The sequence below is a fragment of the Nocardia aurantia genome (genome assembly GCF_009604425.1).
GTDB lineage: Bacteria > Actinomycetota > Actinomycetes > Mycobacteriales > Mycobacteriaceae > Nocardia > Nocardia aurantia.
Window position 1 is genome coordinate 140,290 of sequence record NZ_WEGI01000003.1, and the last position, 17,080, is coordinate 157,369.

A 17,080-nucleotide genomic window follows, 5' to 3' on the forward strand; every position below is an offset into this window, starting at 1 on the left:
CTGGTACGTGTGGCCGGAATCGCCTTCCCCCTCATCGGCGATTTACCGCGAATCGTTAGCCGCCTGGCCGCAATTCGTACGGGCGGGTGCGGAGTTTCCGCCGCGCCTTCAGCGATCCCCATGGACCGTACGCCGGGCCGCTACCGCGGTCGCTGTGGACGTGGCGGGCGGCTCGAGGCGGTGCGGGATGCGCACACCGGATCCGGATCGGCAGTGACTGCCGGAGGCGGCCACACCGGCGCGCCTGCTCCCCGGGGTGCTCACGGCGTGGCATGCCGAATCTCGCGGTCCGAAATACCCGGATTTTGCCGAGCGTTCGCCGTTCGCTGGCGCGAGTGACATGCCGTCGTGTTTGATATGCGACTAACTGATCAAGCGACCAGGTTGTCGCCGGCAGTGTGTTCGGACAGACAGATCGGAAGAGCTCGACCCATGCGGATCACCCGTCTCCACGCCCCGCTCCTCGGCGCGGTCGTCCTCTCCGCGGCACTCACCGCGGGCCTGCTGACGCCGTCGGCCGCGCACGCCGACGAGCCGGGCACCCTCGCCGCGGCCACGGTCGCCGACGCCGGCTGCGGGCAGGTCGCCCCGACCTTCGACGACGTGGTCGCCTCCGCGGCCACCGCTTTCCGCAGTGTCGTTCCGGCCGAACAGATCTCGGCCTTCGACCAGGAGGTGGACCGGTTCCGGCACGACCTCGCGGCGGTGCGGGTGCACCGCGACCAGCTGCCGGTCGATCCGACGCACGGCGAGGGCCGCCTGGCCGAACTCGACGACCCGATCGTGACCTACCTGGTCAACGGACTGGACGCGGTGCGCACCGGGCGGCTCGACCGGACCATGTCGGTGTCGAACCTGACCGTCGACGAGGTCGTCGAGGTCTTCATCCTCGCCACCCGGATCGTGAAGATCCCCGCGCAGCTGGCGGCGAGTCTGGTTCCCACAGCGGGCTTCTTCCTGAAGTTCATCGTCGGCGGCGTGTTCAGCGGTGTGAAATGGCTGGCGCGGCGGGTGCAGGACCAGATCCGCAACACCTGCGCCACGCCCGGCGCGTACCCGAAGCTCGACCTGAACGACGCCGATTTCCCGGCCGAGCACGTCGAGGTGCCCGGACCGATCGCCGATCTGGCGCAGCAGGTCGTGCGCGCCGACGGTTCCTGCACGACGATCTCCGATCTGACCACCGCGACCGTGGTCGAACGGACCCGTGACTTCCTCGCGCAGACCGACCTGCCGATCGACCGGGCGGCCCTGCGGGCCACCGCGGCGAATGTGCAGGAGTTCCTGCGCGACAACCGGATCGCGAAGGTCGCGCTGCTGCACAAGACGGACGAGCTCGGTCAGATCATCGACTACGTCGACTACGGCCCGGTGACCTTCCTGGCGAGCCTCGGGTTCGACATCGCACAGGGCCGCGCGCTGGAGACCACCGCGCTGTCCGATATGACCGTCGAAAACGCCTACGATCTGACCACTGTGGCGCTGGACGTCTCCAGCCTGCTGCTGACCGGCGCCAATCTGGTGGCCGGCTGGGCCGGCGTGACCGCCACGGTGCTGACCCCGCTGGGCATGGCCGAGACCCTGGCCTTCTCCCCGGCCACCTACGGCGCGCCGATCCTGCGCGGCGTGATGCAGTCGATGTGCGCGGTGTAGCAGCGCCGCTCCGTGGCGTCGCGCGGGGCGCCCCGGTCGTACTGATTGACCGGGGGAGGCGGGGGTAGGTCGTGACCATGGCCGTTTCGAACGAGCAACTGCTCCACACGCTGACCAGGGTGGTGAACACGCTGTCGGACAGCGACGTCCAGTTCGCGGTCGCAGGTGGGTGCGCAGTGTACGCCCGCGGTGGCCCGCCCTCGGATCACGATGTCGACATCTTCGTGAAGCCCGCCGATGCCGAGCCCGCCCGCGCCGCGCTGGTCGCGGCCGGGTTACGGGCGGACGATCCGCCCGAGGACTGGCTGATCAAGGCCTACGACGGCGAGATCCTGGTCGACCTGATCTTCCGGCCCGCGTTCCACGCCGTCACCGACGAGCTCTTCTCCCGGTCGACCTGGATGCGGATCGGGCCCGCCATGGCGCCGGTGATCAGCGGCACCGACCTGCTGGTGGACAAGCTGATGGTGCTGGACCCGCAACGCCTGGACTTCACCCCGCTGCTGCACATCGCGCGCGGACTGCGGGAACAGGTGGACTGGCCGAAGGTCCGGGAGAACACCGCGACCTCGCCGTACGCGCGGGCGTTCCTGAGCCTGCTCGACGACCTCGGCATCAGCGACATCGGCCACGAGCCCGGCGACGAGGCCGAGGCGATCCTGCCGCAATATCTGGTCGCGAATCTGCGCCGGGCCTTCGCCGAGGACGATCGCACCGCGGAACTCGGGGTGGGCGTCACCATCCGCGGCGGCACGGTCGTGCTGAGCGGGGACGTGACCAGTGTGCAGCAGCGCGAGCGACTCGCCCGGATCGTGGCCGAGCATGTGCCGAAACTGCATGTGCACAACGATGTTCGCGTCATTACGCCCGCCGCGCCGACCGGCCACGAGCGATTGTGATGGCCGGCACGGGATGTGCGCGGATCGCCGCGGTGGGCGATGTCCACCTCGGCGCCGAATCCGCCGGCTCGCTGCGCCCGGTGCTGTCCTGCCTGCCCGAGCGCGCCGACATGCTGCTGCTGGCAGGCGATCTCACCCGGCACGGGACTCTCGACGAAGCACGGGTCGTCGCAACGGAATTCGCGGATCTGGGCGTACCGGTCATCGCGGTGCTGGGCAATCACGACTACCACGGCGACGCGGAGGACGAGATCACCGCGCTGCTCACCGATCACGGCATCGTGGTGCTGGAGGGTACGGCCACCACGGTGCGGCTGCCCGACGGCATCGTCACCGTGGCGGGCACCAAGGGTTTCGGCGGCGGATTCGCCGGCAAATGCGCGAGCGCCTTCGGTGAGCGGATCATGCGCGAATTCGCCCGGTACACAGAGGAACTCGCCGCTTCGCTGCAGGCCGCGCTGTCCGGGCCGCGCGCCGATGTGACAGTGGCACTGACCCACTATTCGCCGGTCAACGACACGCTGCACGGTGAGCCGCCGGAGATCCACCCCTTCCTCGGCTCCTATCTGCTGGGCGAGGCCGTCGACGCGGGCCGGGCCGATCTGGCGATCCACGGCCACGCGCACGCCGGATGCGAGCAGGGAACCACGCCCGGCGGGGTGCGGGTGCGCAATGTGGCCCAGCCGGTCATCCGCACCGCGTTCGCCGTGTACGAGCTGCCGATCCGCGTGCCGGAGCCCGCCGTGGCCGACTGACCGGCGTCACTGCTCGGTCTCGCCGACGCGCTCGGTCAGCCGCTGGTAGAGCGGGTGGACCACCCACACGAGCAGGAACAGCGCGGCGGTGGCGGCGCCGGCGAGAGTCGCCGCGAGTGGCCCGGCCACCGTGTCGAAGATCAGCACCGCCACTCCGGTCACCGCGACACCGAGCAGCGCGAGCCCGGCCAGTGCCGAATGATGGGCCGCCCGGACCACACTCGCCAGCCGATGCCGCCGGAACAACACCCGGTGCGCCGCCACCGGGCCGGTCAGCAGCACCGTCGCCGCGATCGAGGCCGCGACGGTGCCGAGGTAGACCCAGCGCATGGTCGCCGACAACATGGTGAAGCGGTTCTGGAACGGCAGCGTCAGCAGGAAGCCGGTGAGCAACTGCACGCCCGTCTGGACCACCCGCAACTCCTGCAGCAGGCCGGACAGGTTGCGATCGAGCTGTTGTGCGCGATTCTCGCCGCGGGTCTCCCGATCCCACTTGTCCGCGCCGTGGTCCGCGTCCGAATCCGAGGGTGAATCCATGCCGTTCGCTCCGATCTCCCTCCCGTTTCGTCCCGACGGTCCGTATCGACGCGTGTCGCGGACGGGGTACCCGGTGTCCGCGCGAGTCACGAGCGTACGGGCTCGGCGCCCGCACCGGCGTCAGTTCGCCTCCGATTCGGCCTTCTCGGGAATGCGCTCGTGCGCGGTGAGCAGCAGATGGTCGAATCGGCTGCGCAGGGAGGGGGTCGTCGGTGGCAGACTGCTCAGTTCCCGGATGATCTGCTCCGCCAGGGCGCGCAGTTTCGTGTTGGTCTCCTGGGAACGCCAGCGCAGCACCGAGAAGGCCTGCTCCGGGCCGATGCGATAGATCCACATCAGCACGCCCTTGGCCTGTTCGATCACCGCGCGGGCTTCGAACAACTCGGGCAGCGTGCCGTCGAGCACCTCGCGCCGATGTTCGGCGAGCGTGTCGGTGACGTCGATGTAGTACCCGGTGGTGCCGATCACGGTTCCGGCCTCGTCGAGCATCCGGTCGGAAACCACGATGACATGATGCTCGCGGCCGCGGGTGTCGAGAAACCGGTGCCGGCTGGAGAACGGCTCACCGGTACGCACCGAGTGCGCGATGGCGTCCGCGACCTGAGCGCGATCGTCCGGATGTTTGTGCGACAACAGCAGTTCGGTGCTCGGCACCACCTTGCCGGGCGGATACCCGTGCATCCGGGCGACCTCGTCGGACCACTGCCAGCACTGGTCGGCGAACCGGAACCGGAAGCCGCCCACCGCCTGTCGCCGGCCCGCGGCGATGATCCTGGTTGCTTTGCGCGAAGCGGAGACCGCGGGATCACCTGCGCTGTCCATGCCGAGGATTATTCAGTGCGATCGGTCCCGCCGTCCGGCTTTTCGCGAGGTATGGAAACGGCGGCGGTACGCGGGCCGTGGCCTCCTTGCCGGGGCCCGGCATCGATGCCGGGCACGGCTCGCGTGACGCCGTCCGAGAGTCGGCCGAATGTCGGTGTGCTCCCATTCCGGTGATTCCACCTCGGCGCCGATCGAAACAAATGCGGACGATTCGAAAAATACGGGCGATTCGAACATCGGTGAGCGCGGGCGCCGGATACGACTGTGCCCGGCACCCTTTCGCGGGTGCCGGGCACAGTCGTCCTGTTGCCGGCGTATTCACCGGTCACCGGTCGTGCTCGCCGACCGGGGGAGTTGCGTCAGTAGTAGTGGCTGCGTCCGCCCAGGGGCCGGCCGACCGCACCGAGCAACATCAGAATTCCGCCCGCGACCAGCAGGATGACACCGACAGTGGTCAGAATCGGAATTCCGAACACGACTCCCACGAGGAGCAGAATGAGACCGAGGATTGCCATGATGGTTCCATTTCTCTTGTCCGAAAGAGTGTGACAATAAAGCGATTCCCTTTTTGCCGGTGGTCAAACAGGCGCCGGCGAAAAGTTGCGACGGATCAGAATCCCGCGAGGCCCGAGGCGAGGTCGGAAATCTGCAGCGCCGCCATGGTTGCCTGCCGCACGTCCGGGCAGGTGTTCGTTGTGACCTCGTCGATCACCGCGCGATTGCGCATCACGGCGATGTTCACGCCGTTGTTGCGCAGGGCCCAATCATGAACCGTGGCATTGAATTTCGTTTTGCCGAGCGTCGGCCCGTCGCCGCGCCAGGTGTCGACCTGCGGTCCGATCAGGTCGCAGAGCCCCTTCGCGGAGTCCGCCGAGACGGCCGGGGTCTCCGTCACCGGCGCGGTCGTACCGGTCGCCGGCACCCCCGGGGTGGTGCTGGTGCCGCAGCCGGCGGCCGCGAACGCCGCCAATACCGCTGCGGCGCACCAACCTCGCGCGGCGATCGGACGAGAACGATGTTGTGCCATGAACTTTCCTTTCAGTGTGCCCGGCCGACGGCATCGCGGGCCGCGCCGGTGAGCCGGCTCCCGCGATCACGTGCGCTGCCGAGCAGGTCGCTGCCCCGATCCCGCACGGTGTCCAACAGGTCCGCACCCCGATCTCGGGTGGTACCGAGCAGATCGCCGCCCCGGTCGCGGGCGCTGTCGACCAGGTCGGCGCCCCGGTCACGAGCGGTGCCGAGGAGATCCCCGCCCCGATCCCGCGCGCTGTCGACCAGGCCGGCGCCCCGATCCCGGGCGGTGCCGACCAGGTCACCGCCCCGGTCGCGCGCGCTACCCAGCAGGTCACCGCCCCGATCCCGGGTGGTGCCCGCCAGATCCGCACCCCGGTCGCGAGCGGTGCCGAGGAGATCCCCGCCCCGATCCCGCGCGGTGTCCAGGAGATCCCCGCCCCGTGCCCGGGTGGTGTCGAGCACGGACCCGACGCGGTCGGCGGCGGCGCTACCGGCCCGCACACCGAGATCGTGGGTCGTGCCGGCGAGGCTCTCACCGCCGCTGCGGGCGGCCTCGGCGAGCTGCTCGCCCCGATGCCGCAGTGCCGCACCGAGTTCCGGTCCGAGCTCCGCGGCTTCGGCGAGATGCTCGCGCCACGGGGCCGTATCGCCCCGCAGCCGGGCCGCGGCGCGCTTGCCCCGCCACGTCAGCGACGGCTTGCCCGCGCGGTCGGTCGACGCGATCAGCAGTCCGCCGAACAGGCTGACCTGCTTCAGGAATCCGGACCGCTTGGCCGACCGCCGGTCCCGGTCCTGTTCGTTCCAGAAATCGTGCTCGGACACCGCCGTCGGCACGGCCGTCGCGGCCAGCAGGACCACCGACAGGCGGGGCATCCTGCCCATCGCGAGCAGCACGCCGCCGCCGATCCGCACGACCGCGTTGATCCGGACCACCTGCGTGGCATTACCGGGCAGATAGGCCGCCACCCGGGGCGGCAGTGTCTTCTCGCCGCGCTGCACGAGGTCGGCCACGGCGCGTACCCGCGGCTCGGGATCGAACAGCGCATCCACACCACCGACGATGGAATCGGCCGCCAGCATCGGATGGGCAATACGCCGGAGCATGGTGAAACCCCTTCCAGGAGACATACTTCAGACCTCTATGTCTCCGCAGTTCCCGGCGTACCGGCGGTCAAACGGCCGCCGGTACGCCGGGCGGGATCACCGGCCCGATCGGTGAGGTACGGGCCCTCAGCTCCTGGAGCGGTATTCGCGGAGCAGGCCGCGGCTGATGATGGTCTTCTGGATCTCGCTGGTGCCCTCGCCGATCAGCAGGAACGGCGCCTCCCGCATCAGGCGTTCGATCTCGTACTCGGTCGAGTAGCCGTAGCCGCCGTGGATGCGGAACGCCTCCTGGGTGACCTCGGCGCAGTATTCGGAGGCGATCAGCTTGGCCATGCCGGCCGACACGTCGTTGCGCTCGCCGGAGTCCTTGAGCCGGGCGGCGTTGACCATCATCAGGTGCGCCGCTTCGACTTTCGTGGCCATCTCGGCGAGTTTGAAGGAGATGGCCTGGTGTTCGGCGATCGGCTTGCCGAAGGTGCTGCGCTGCTGGGCGTATTCGATCGCCAGCTCGAAGGCGCGCAGTGCGATGCCGCAGGCACGCGCGGAGACGTTGACGCGGCCGACCTCGATACCGTCCATCATGTGGGCGAAGCCGTGACCGGGGACTCCGCCCAGCACCCGGTCGGCGGGGATCCGGAATCCGGAGAAGATCGCTTCGGTGGTGTCGACGCCCTTGTAACCCATCTTCTCGATCTTGCCGGGGATGGTGAGGCCGGGTGTCACCTCGCCGTAACCCTCGGGCTTGTCGACCAGGAAGGCGGTCAGGTTCCGGTGCGGTTTCTCGGCGCCCTCGTCGGTGCGGGCCAGCAGCGCGATCAGGTTCGAGGTGCCGCCGTTGGTCAGCCACATCTTGGTGCCGTCGACGACGTAGTGGTCGCCGTCGCGCCGGGCCCGGGTCTTGATCGCCGCCACGTCGGAGCCCAGGTCCGGCTCCGACATGGAGAAGGCCCCGCGCACCTCGCCGGTGGCCATCCGCGGCAGATAGTGCTGCCGCTGCTCCGGCGTGCCGTGCTGCCGCAGCATGTAGGCGACGATGAAGTGGGTGTTGATCACGCCGGAGATGCTCATCCAGCCGCGCGCGATCTCCTCCACCACCAGCGCGTAGGTCAGCAGCGATTCGCCCAGTCCGCCGTACTCCTCGGGGATCATCAGGCCGAACAGTCCCAGCGCCCGCATACCGTCCACGATCTCGCGCGGGTAGGTGTCCGAGTGTTCCAGCGCTTGGGCGTGCGGGACGATCTCCTTGTTCACGAAGGCTCGCACCGTGTGCAGGATCTCGGTCTGGACGTCGGTGAGTCCGGCGGTCTGTGCCAGGCGGGTCACGGGTTCTCCTCGGGTGCTGTCGGGTGCACGCGCACGCTCACTCGAAGATATGTCCCGGCCACGGCCGTTACGGCAGCACCACGACTTTTCCGGCGGCCTCGTCGCTCTCCAGGTACCGGTGGGCGGTGACGATGTCGTCCAGGGCGAAGACCCGATCGAGATTGGGCCGGTAGCCGCCGGCTTCGATCTCGCGGACGATCCGCGCGAGGGTGCCGGCGCTGCCCTCGGCGTCCTTGCTGTGGAACGCGGTGAGCGTGGTTCCGGACGGGATCATCGCGATCGGCTCGAAGCCTGGGATCAGCCATCCACGCAGCGAGCCGGCCACGCAGACCGCGCCGCCCCGTCGGACCAGGCGCAGCGAATCGGCCACCGTGTCCGCGCCGACGAGATCCAGGACGTGATCGGGCCCGCCGGGCCAGATCGCGTGCACACGTTCGGCGATCGACCCACCGTCGTCGGGAACGACGTGGTGCACGCCGATCCCGGTCAGTGCGCCGGCCTTGCCGGGCTGCCGGGTGTTGGCCGCGATCTCGATGCCGTGGGCGGCCGCGATCGTCGCCGCCGCCATCCCCACCGAGGCGGTTCCGCCCCGAATCAGCAAGCGGCTCTTGCTCTGCGGTGCGATCCGCAACGTGTCCAGGGCGCCCTGCGCGGTGAGGTACGCCTCGGGAAGCGCGGCTAGGACCTCCCACGGCAGCGTGGTGGTGACCGGCATCAGCAGTTCGTTCGGCAGCAACGCGTATTCGGCGTAGCCACCGTCGAATTCGCGGCCCATCCCGCCCATCACCGCCGCCACGGTCGTCCCCTCCGGCAGCGCGGGATCGGTCGAAGCGGCCACGGTGCCGACACATTCGATGCCGAGCACGCGCGGGAACCGCACGTTCGGCGAATGTCCCTGCCGCGTCCGCAGTTCCGAGCGGTTCAGGCCGAATCCCCGCACCCGTACCAGACTCCGGCCGGGACGGACCGCCGGTATCGGCAGGGCACGGACCTCGAGTACGTCCGGGGCGCCGGGGCGGGTGCAGACCGCCGCGCGCATCGTCGGGGCGGGTCCGGTCCGGGAATCGTCGGTCATGTCCCCACTGTCGTCGAGCGCTCCGATGGCGTGCCACCGCTAGAATGCCGATTCATGCCTGTAGCCCGCCAATCTCGAAGCTCCCGGCTGTGGCCGTCCGGCGGGGTTCATCACTGGCCTTCGGGTGATTCGAGCACGGTGCATTCGCATCCGCGCGGGCATCTGGTGTACGCGGCGCGCGGCGTGCTGTCCGTGCACACCGGGCGCGGTACCTCGATCGTTCCCGCGAACCGGATCGCCTGGACACCAGCCGGATTCACCCACCATCACCGCGCGCACGGCGATACCGACATGCGGATCGTCTTCCTGCCCGGGGCGCTGTCGGGCCGGCTGCCCGACCGGCCCGCGGTGTTCCCGGCCTCGGGGCTCGCCCGCGAGGTCCTGCTCGCGCTCACCGGTTCTCGTGACTTCGAGCGCGCCGCCCGAGCCCGGCTGCACCGGGTGCTGGTCGACGAACTCCACGAAGCGCCCGAGCAGCCCCTGCACCTGCCGGAACCGCGCGACGATCGGCTGCGCGCCCTCGCTCGCCGGCTGGACGAGAATCCCTCGGACAACGCGTCTCTGACCGAACTCGGGCGGGCGGTCGGCGCGGGCGCGCGCACCCTGAGCCGACTGCTGCACGACGAACTCGGGATGACCTTCTACGAGTGGCGGACCCAGTTGCGCATCGCCCACGCGCTGATCCTGCTCGCCGACGGCCACGACACGACCAGGGTCGCGCATGCCTGTGGCTGGTCCAATCCCAGCGGCTTCATCACGGCCTTCACCGCGGTCGTCGGCACCACCCCCGGCCGCCATCGGGCCGCGCACGAACTCGGATCACGGTGATATGCCTTCTCCCGCATGCGATTTCAGGCCATCGCGAAGGAGATCGTAGGCGTGGTCGGTGGCGCGCACCGCGGCCGGGTAGCGATCCGCGGCGGACTCGCCCTCGGCGAGGTACGCGAGGTTCATGAAGGTGAGCTCGTGCTGTACCGCGATCACCTGGGAGGCGACCAGGCGGGCGGTGAGCGGGTCGAAACCGTTCTCGCGCAACGCGTCCGACAACAGGTCCACCCCGCGTGCGGTGTAGCGCATCAGTCTCGCGGCCAGACTCTCGGTGTCCCTGACCAATCGGAGGAAGGCGATGGTCTCCGGATTGTCGTTGAGGCCGGTGGCCGGATCGCGCTGCCGCAACGCGTCCAGTAACGCCGCGCGCAACGCGTCCAGTGGCGGCCGATCGGGGTGGGCCCGGACGATCCTGGCGGCTTCGTCCTCGTGATCGGCGAACCGTTGCAGGACGAGATCTTCCTTCGTCGGGAAGTACGCGAACAGCGTCCGCCGGGAGACCTCCGCCGCCCGGGCGATATCGGTGATGGAGACCTGGTCGAAGCCCGATTCCAGGAACATGCGGATGGCCGTGGCGGCGATCGTCTCGCGCAGGCGCACCTTCTTGCGTTCCCGCAGGCCCCTCGGATCGGTCATGCGCCCATGGTAGCGCATAAGTAGATTCAGTATATTATTGCATCGAGTCTACTTTTAGGAGAGGGTCATGGAGACCGAGGTGATCGTGGTCGGGGCCGGTCCGACCGGACTGATGCTGGCCGCCGAGTTGACGCTGGCCGGCGTGCCGGCCGTCGTGCTGGAGAAGGCGCGGGTGCGCAGTCCGCAGTCGCGGGCCGGTGGGTTGCAGCCGCGCACCGCGGAGGTGCTGGATCTGCGTGGATTCCTGGACCCGTTGCTCGACCGGGCGATTCCCCGCGGCGAATTCGGCGGGCACTTCGCCGGACTTCCCGTCGAACTGGACTGCCGGCCGTGGCGGACCCGGCACCCGTATCCGGTCTCGGTTCCGCAGGCCCGGCTCGAGGACTTCCTCGAACAACGCCTGATCGCGCAGGGCGTGCCGGTGCTGCGCGGGCGCGAGGTGTCCACGGTCGAGCAGGATGCCGACGGGGTCACCGCGGGGGAGGTCCGCGGCAGATATCTCGTCGCGTGCGACGGAGGGCACAGTACGGTTCGCAAACTCCTCGGCGTCCCGTTCCCCGGAACCGCGGCGAGAATGTCGGCGGTCGTCGCGGACATCACCCTGTCCGCTCGATCCGCGTCCGTGCCGACCGGCTCCGAGCATTTCAGCCGCTACATCACGTCGGGTGGCGGGTACTTCAGCATCCTGCACCCCATCGAGGGTGACCTGTACCGAATGATCTTCGGCAGGTTCGCCGGTGCGACGCCGGGGCGCGAGGTGCCCGTCGCCGCCGACGAGATCCGCGACGCGCTGCGGACGGTGTACGGGCCCGGGACCGAACTGGGTGAACTCCGCGCGGCCTCCCGGTTCGGCGACGCCGTGCGGCAGGTCGAGCGGTATCGCGAGGGCCGGGTGTTCTTCGCGGGGGACGCGGCCCACATCCATCTGCCCATCGGCGGGCAGGGCGTGAACCTCGGCATCCAGGACGCCGTCAACCTCGGCTGGAAACTCGCGGCGGAGATCAACGGCTGGGCGCCGGACGGGTTGCTGGACAGCTACCACGCCGAGCGGCATCCGGTCGCCGCCCGGGTGCTGCACGTCACCCGCGCGCAGAGCGTCCTGATGAACCCGGGCCGGGACACGGACGTCGCGGCCCTCCGCGACATCGTCTCCGACCTGCTGCGGGTCCCCGGCGCCAATCGGCTCATCTCGGGCCTGATGTCGGGTCTCGACATCGAGTATCCGGGCGTCGGACCGCGGATGATCGACCTGGACCTGACCACCGGGGAAGGCCCGACCCGGGTCGGCCGGTTGCTGCGTTCCGGCCGCGGACTGCTGCTCTCCTTCGACGGCAAGCCCAGGTCGATCGACGCCTGGGCCGGCCGGGTGGACCACGTCGTGGCCGAGACCGACGAGGACATCGACGCCGTCCTGATCCGGCCCGACGGCTATATCGCCTGGTCCGCGACCGACTCGCAACCGCTGGAGGATGCGCTCGTCCGCTGGTTCGGATGAGGCCGCGTGCGCGGCAAGTTAACGAGGAATGGCATCGGTCGGGTACTTCTACGTCGCCGACCACCGTGAGAAGTTAGGGTGAGTTCTGTGACGCAGCATGTGGATGATCCGGTGGTCCTGTTCGAGCGTGTGGGTGAGGTGGCGGTGTTGCGCCTGCATCGGCCGAATCGGTTGAACGCGTTCACCGTGCGGATGCGTGAGGAGTTGGAGGCGGCGTTCGATCGCTGCGACGCCGACGACGAGGTGCGGGCGGTGGTGCTGACCGGGTCGGGGCGGGCTTATTGCGCCGGTGCCGATCTGGGTGCCGGTGGGGACAGTTTCGTGCTGGAGCCGGCTGATGGTGGTGCTCCGCCGGACGAGGGTGGGCTCGCTTCTTTGCGGATTTTTCGTTCCATGAAGCCGGTGGTGGTGGCGGTGAATGGTCCGGCGGTGGGTGTGGGGGTGACGTCGACGTTGCCGGCGGATGTGCGGATCGCTTCGGAGACGGCGCGTTTCGGGTTTGTGTTCACGCGGCGTGGGTTGGTGCCGGAGGCGTGTTCGTCGTGGTTTCTGCCGCGGATCGTGGGTATCGCGACGGCGTTGGAGTGGATGTTGAGTGGCCGGTTGATCGATGCGCGGGAGGCGTTGGCGAAGGGTCTTGTGCGGGAGGTGGTTCCGCCGGAGCGGGTGGTGGAGCGGGCGATCGAGGTGGCGCGGGATCTGGTGTCGGGGACCGCGCCGGTGTCGGTGGCGCTGACCCGGCGGATGTTGTGGTCGATGCTCGGCGCCGAGGGTCCGGAGGTGGCGCATGTGGTGGAGTCGCGGGGTATCTACGAGCGTGGTCGTTCGGCTGATATTCGTGAGGGTGTGGAGGCGTTTCTGTCGAAGCGGGATCCGTCGTTCGTCGATCGGGTCTCCGACGGACTACCGGACCTGTTCGGGCAGTAGGACTTTCGCCCGATCAGGGGCGCAGTGCGGCCATCACCAGGTCGGCGTAGCGGCGCCACTGCGCCGGGTCGCGGATGCCCAGATCGAAAAGGATGCGGGCATATCCGCCGACCAGGACGCGTAGGTCGAGCGCGGTGACATCCGCGCGCACCTGACCGCGTTCCCGGGCCGCATCGATGATCCGCTGCAACATCCGATTCGGTTCGGAATCGGAGTTGCGCGGGTCGTCGCGGGGCATCACCTCGAACAGCAGCATCTGCTGGCGAGCGAGCCGTTCGGAGGCGTCGCCGACGAAATCGCGCAGGGCGGTGTACGGATCGTCGTCCTCGGCGATCGCCGCGAGCCGGGTCCGCAGCCACTCCAGCTCCTGGTCCGCGACCGCGCGGACCAGGTCGGCCTTGGTGGGGTAGCTGCGGTAGACGGTGGCCTTGCCCACCCCGGCCCGGGCCGCCACCTCCGGCACCGTCGCCTGTAAACCCTTCTCGGAGAAGACTTCCAGAGCCGCGGCGACGATACGTTCGTGATTGCGGCGGGCGTCCGCGCGGCGATCGGACCAGTCGGCGGGGTTGGGGGTGGCCGGGGACATCACCTCAGCTTGCCCGAACACCGTCCGGGTCGGACACCGGGGCTGCCGCGTCGAGTAGTTCCGCCCCGGCGTCCGCGCCGCGGCGGTCGCGGGGGATCAGCAGCGCGGCCACCGCCGCGCAGGCACTACCGGCCGCGCCGAGCCAGAACGCCTCCGTGAGCGCCGAATCGGTGGGCAGCGCACTGGCCGCGGTCACGCTGCCGGCCAGCACGGTCGCCGCGACCTGGGAGCCGATCGACGATCCCACCGACCGCACCAGCGCGTTGACGCCGGTCGCCTCCCCGGTCGCCTCGGGCGGCACCGCGCCGACGATCAGATTCGGCACGGCCGCCATACCCAGGCCGATGCCGCCGAACACGACCGCGCACAGCGCGAGCACCAGCCACCGGTTGTGGTGGGCGCCCGCGAGTACGGCCAGCCCGGCCACCGCGATCAGCAGACCGACCACCAGCGGGAAGCGTGGACCGAGGCGCATCCCGATCTGACCCGACACTCCACCGGTCACCAGCATCACGAGACAGGCGGGCAGCAACAGCAGGCCGGCGCCGGTGGCGTTCATACCGAAGCCGTAGCCGCTGGCCACCGGGGTTTCGGCGATCTGCGGGATGAGCACGAACGCGCCGAACATGCCGAAACCGATCAGCGCGGTGGCGACATTGGTGCCGAGCACCACCGGGCGGGCGAGCAGTCGCACGTTCACCAGCGGCTCCGCGATCCGGGTCTCGAACCACGCGAACAGCGCGAGCACCAGCAGACCGCCGACGATCAGGCCCAGGGTGCGGGCATCGCCCCAGCCCCACTTCGTTGTCCGGGTCAACGCGATCAGCGGGGCCGTGAGCCCGACCGCCAGCAGCAGCGCGCCGACCAGATCCACCCGGCCCGGGGTGTGCGTGGTGGATTGCGGCAGCCGCAGGGTGCCCAGGGCGGCCAGGCCCGCCATGATCGCGCCGGCCCAGAAGATCCAGCGCCACGAGGCGTGATCGAGCAGCAGGCCACCCATCAGGAGGCCGCCGCCGGCGCCGATGCCCGCGATCGCGGAGATCAGTCCGAGCGCTCCCGGACGTCGCTCGGCCGGGAAGGCGTCGCTGATGATGCCGAAGCACAACGGGAACACGGCGCCGCCCGCGCCCTGCACCACCCGCGCGGCCACCAGCACCCAGATGCTGCCGGACAATGCGGCCACCACGCTGCCGACGGTGAACGCGGCCAGTGCGATCGCCAGCACCCGGCGCTTGCCGAACATGTCGCCGAGCCGGCCGCCGACCGGGGTGAGGATCGCCGCGGACACCAGATATCCGGTGAGCACCCAGGAGACGTTCTCCGAGGAGGTGTGCAGGGCCTTCGTCAGCTGGCTCAGGCCGGGTACCACCGCCGTCTGCGCCAATGAGTAGGCGACGGCCGCCACTGCCAGCACCAGCAGCCCGCCACCTCCGGTCTGCTCCTCGTGCGCCACATCCCGATCGTCCATCGGCTCGCCTGCCTTTCGTGCAGCTAAATGGACCCCAGGGTCCGGTTAGGTCATCATAGGCATAACCGGACCCTGGGGTCCACATTTATCCGCCGCCGAATCATCCTGTGGTGCGGCGGGTTTGCGAGTGTGGTGCCGTTCGGCTCGGGAATCGCTGTTCTACAGCCAGCTGAGTATTCGCAATCTCGCGAGGTGAGAGTTCATGGCCGGATCGTTCGAATCGCAGGCATGCCAGGAGAGCGGGGAGCTGTCGGGGCGCGACGGTGCGCCGCCTCCGGACCCGGATCTCGCTGCCGCACAGCGCGAACCATGGATCGCCGCTGCCGCCCGCGCGGTGCGGCGAGGAATTCTCCGTCGTAACGGGTTGTGGCCCAGCCGGTCTGCCGGAATGCGCGGTGCGGGGTTCGCGCGACCGGCGGAGCCGGGGGTGCGGCGGCGCGTGCGGTCGCGTGGGCAGTGGCTCGCCGTGACTTCGGTGGCCTGCGCGCTGGGTCTGGTGGTCGCCACGGGTCCGGCGCGGGTGACCGCGGATCCGGCCGGGGGTCCGGCCGTTCCCGTGGTGACCGGACCCATTACCGGTGGTACCCAAGGGCATCCGCAGATGGACGTGCCGTTCCGGGTGGCCGACGAAGGATACGAGGAGGCAGAGTATTTCGTCTCCGGGACCGCGAGATCCTTTTGTGGCGGACGTGCGATTGGCGGCGTACACGACCCAGCCGCTACCTGACCGTCCGTGACGCGATCGATTTCCTCGGGCGCGCTTGCGATTCCGCGATCCCGGACTTCGGGACCACCCCCGCGGACCAGCAGCCCGCCGACTGTCGCCGGCGGGAGTCGCTGCCGCACTGACCTTCCGGCCGATTGCTCGCCGCCTTTCCGCACTGGTGCGGAACTGGTTCGCGGACACAATTATCCGGGCTCACGATCGGTCCCGGCCCGCCGCTCCGGGCCTCGCGACCCGGCCGCCGGACAACGATCAGCGCTTGTTGAGCTGGCCCGCGTCGACGGGGATGACCGAGCCGGTCACGTAGCGGGCGTCGTCGGAGACCAGCCACACGATGGCGTTGGAGATGTCGACGGGTTCGACCAGATCGACGGGCATGGCGTTGGACAACGCGCTGGCCAGTGCGGGGGAGCGCTCCATGATCGCGCTCAGGTTGCCGTCGCCCGCCATCGGCGTGCGGACCGCGGTCGGCGCCACGCTGTTCACCCGGATATTGTGCGGGGCAAGGTAGTTGGCCCACGATCGCATCAGGCCGATGACGCCGTGCTTGGCGGCGGTGTAACCCAGGAAACCGGCGGTCGGGATGCCGACGCCCGCCATACCGCCGGTGGAGCTGGTGAGCACGATCGCCCCGCCCTGTTTACGCTCGAGCATCGAGGGGATCGCGACTCGGCCGGTGTTCCAGACTCCGGTCAGGTTGACCGCGACGACCTCGTCCCACTCCTGTTCCTCCGCCACCGTCGCACCGCCGGCGCCGATACCGGCGTTGGCCAGCACGATGTCGACGGGGCCGAGTTCGGCGGTGCCGTCCGCGAACGCCTTCCGCAGCTCGGTCACGTCACGAACGTCGGCCTGCCGGGCCACGATTCGCCGTCCCAGGGCTTCCACCGCCGCGACGGTCTCGTCGAGTTCGGTCTCCGTGCCCATCGGGTAGGACACCGATTCCAGCTGGGCGCAGATGTCCACCGCGATGATGTCGGCGCCCTCCTCGGCCAGCCGGATCGCGTGACTGCGGCCCTGACCGCGCGCGGCTCCGGTGATGAAGGCGACCTTGCCGTCGAGTTTTCCCATGGTGTCGATCTCCAATCCTGCGGAATCCCAGTCGATTCCGCCGAGCGGGCACAAATTAGCACCGCGGCGCCGGGGGGCCGGGGGATTCGGCAGGATCGTTTGCGCGGCAAAGGGTTTGCGAGGGCTCGTGGCGCGACCGGGTGTGCCGAACGGAACTGGGCGA

18 protein-coding genes are annotated in these 17,080 nt (G+C 69.5%); 7 read left to right on the plus strand and 11 right to left on the minus strand.

Translation table 11 applies throughout. The annotated features are described in order from the left end of the window. Nucleotides 1-432: 432 nt before the first annotated feature. From NRB56_RS07085 to NRB56_RS07095, 3 genes are all read left to right on the plus strand, one after another. Nucleotides 433-1,653 (plus strand): hypothetical protein, encoded by a 1,221-nt coding sequence (locus NRB56_RS07085; protein WP_153339738.1) that lies wholly within the window; start codon nucleotides 433-435, stop codon nucleotides 1,651-1,653. Nucleotides 1,654-1,730: 77 nt separating this feature from the next. Next, on the plus strand, nucleotides 1,731-2,552 hold the full coding sequence (locus NRB56_RS07090) for a BON domain-containing protein (RefSeq protein ID WP_153339739.1): 822 nt from the start codon (nucleotides 1,731-1,733) through the stop codon (nucleotides 2,550-2,552). Further along, nucleotides 2,552-3,307, plus strand: a complete 756-nt coding sequence (locus NRB56_RS07095; protein WP_153339740.1) for a metallophosphoesterase family protein — start codon at nucleotides 2,552-2,554, stop codon at nucleotides 3,305-3,307. Before NRB56_RS07090 ends, NRB56_RS07095 begins: the two co-directional genes overlap by 1 nt. Nucleotides 3,308-3,313: 6 nt before the next feature. On the opposite strand, the gene NRB56_RS07100 is transcribed toward NRB56_RS07095, so the two are convergent. From NRB56_RS07100 to NRB56_RS07125, 7 genes are all read right to left on the minus strand, one after another. Next, complete coding sequence (locus NRB56_RS07100; RefSeq protein WP_153339741.1) at nucleotides 3,314-3,844, minus strand: DUF6328 family protein; 531 nt, start codon at nucleotides 3,842-3,844, stop codon at nucleotides 3,314-3,316. Nucleotides 3,845-3,964: 120 nt separating this feature from the next. Then, nucleotides 3,965-4,666: a PAS and ANTAR domain-containing protein gene (locus NRB56_RS07105; RefSeq protein ID WP_153339742.1), complete on the minus strand. Its 702-nt coding sequence runs from the start codon at nucleotides 4,664-4,666 to the stop codon at nucleotides 3,965-3,967. Nucleotides 4,667-5,025: 359 nt separating this feature from the next. Beyond that, nucleotides 5,026-5,181 carry a hypothetical protein gene (locus NRB56_RS38240; protein ID WP_194290758.1) on the minus strand — a complete coding sequence of 52 codons (156 nt, stop codon included), beginning with the start codon at nucleotides 5,179-5,181 and terminating at the stop codon, nucleotides 5,026-5,028. Between the two features lie 95 nt (nucleotides 5,182-5,276). Beyond that, nucleotides 5,277-5,693: a hypothetical protein gene (locus NRB56_RS38765; RefSeq protein ID WP_227837335.1), complete on the minus strand. Its 417-nt coding sequence runs from the start codon at nucleotides 5,691-5,693 to the stop codon at nucleotides 5,277-5,279. Between the two features lie 11 nt (nucleotides 5,694-5,704). Beyond that, entirely contained in the window at nucleotides 5,705-6,784 is a 1,080-nt protein-coding gene (locus NRB56_RS07115; RefSeq protein ID WP_153339743.1) for a DoxX family membrane protein, read from the minus strand. A gap of 126 nt (nucleotides 6,785-6,910) precedes the next feature. Beyond that, nucleotides 6,911-8,107, minus strand: coding sequence for an acyl-CoA dehydrogenase family protein (locus NRB56_RS07120; RefSeq protein WP_319942678.1), 1,197 nt, complete (start codon nucleotides 8,105-8,107; stop codon nucleotides 6,911-6,913). 67 nt (nucleotides 8,108-8,174) lie between these two features. Further along, on the minus strand, nucleotides 8,175-9,182 hold the full coding sequence (locus NRB56_RS07125; RefSeq protein WP_153339744.1) for a zinc-binding dehydrogenase: 1,008 nt from the start codon (nucleotides 9,180-9,182) through the stop codon (nucleotides 8,175-8,177). Nucleotides 9,183-9,320: 138 nt separating this feature from the next. On the opposite strand from NRB56_RS07125, the gene NRB56_RS07130 reads away from it, so the two are divergent. Then, a complete protein-coding gene (locus NRB56_RS07130) occupies nucleotides 9,321-10,010 on the plus strand; it encodes an AraC family transcriptional regulator (protein WP_319942679.1) in 690 nt (229 codons plus the stop codon). On the opposite strand, the gene NRB56_RS07135 is transcribed toward NRB56_RS07130, so the two are convergent. After that, nucleotides 10,002-10,646: a TetR/AcrR family transcriptional regulator gene (locus tag NRB56_RS07135; RefSeq protein WP_153339746.1), complete on the minus strand. Its 645-nt coding sequence runs from the start codon at nucleotides 10,644-10,646 to the stop codon at nucleotides 10,002-10,004. The two genes, NRB56_RS07130 and NRB56_RS07135, sit on opposite strands and share 9 nt — an antisense overlap. 67 nt (nucleotides 10,647-10,713) lie before the next feature. Here NRB56_RS07135 and NRB56_RS07140 point away from each other — a divergent pair, with 67 nt between their 5' ends. Both NRB56_RS07140 and NRB56_RS07145 read left to right on the plus strand, forming a co-directional pair. Then, on the plus strand, nucleotides 10,714-12,141 hold the full coding sequence (locus NRB56_RS07140; RefSeq protein ID WP_153339747.1) for an FAD-dependent monooxygenase: 1,428 nt from the start codon (nucleotides 10,714-10,716) through the stop codon (nucleotides 12,139-12,141). 87 nt (nucleotides 12,142-12,228) lie between these two features. Then, entirely contained in the window at nucleotides 12,229-13,068 is an 840-nt protein-coding gene (locus tag NRB56_RS07145; RefSeq protein WP_319942680.1) for an enoyl-CoA hydratase-related protein, read from the plus strand. A 13-nt stretch (nucleotides 13,069-13,081) separates the two neighbouring features. On the opposite strand, the gene NRB56_RS07150 is transcribed toward NRB56_RS07145, so the two are convergent. After that, entirely contained in the window at nucleotides 13,082-13,654 is a 573-nt protein-coding gene (locus tag NRB56_RS07150; RefSeq protein WP_153339748.1) for a TetR/AcrR family transcriptional regulator, read from the minus strand. Nucleotides 13,655-13,658: 4 nt separating this feature from the next. Beyond that, entirely contained in the window at nucleotides 13,659-15,122 is a 1,464-nt protein-coding gene (locus NRB56_RS07155) for an MFS transporter (protein WP_153339749.1), read from the minus strand. Between the two features lie 388 nt (nucleotides 15,123-15,510). On the opposite strand from NRB56_RS07155, the gene NRB56_RS40430 reads away from it, so the two are divergent. Continuing rightward, nucleotides 15,511-15,849, plus strand: coding sequence for an alpha/beta hydrolase domain-containing protein (locus NRB56_RS40430; RefSeq protein ID WP_406603451.1), 339 nt, complete (start codon nucleotides 15,511-15,513; stop codon nucleotides 15,847-15,849). 249 nt (nucleotides 15,850-16,098) lie between these two features. Here NRB56_RS40430 and NRB56_RS07160 read toward each other — a convergent pair whose 3' ends face one another. Further along, nucleotides 16,099-16,917: a mycofactocin-coupled SDR family oxidoreductase gene (locus NRB56_RS07160; RefSeq protein WP_153339750.1), complete on the minus strand. Its 819-nt coding sequence runs from the start codon at nucleotides 16,915-16,917 to the stop codon at nucleotides 16,099-16,101. Nucleotides 16,918-17,080 lie beyond the last annotated feature (163 nt).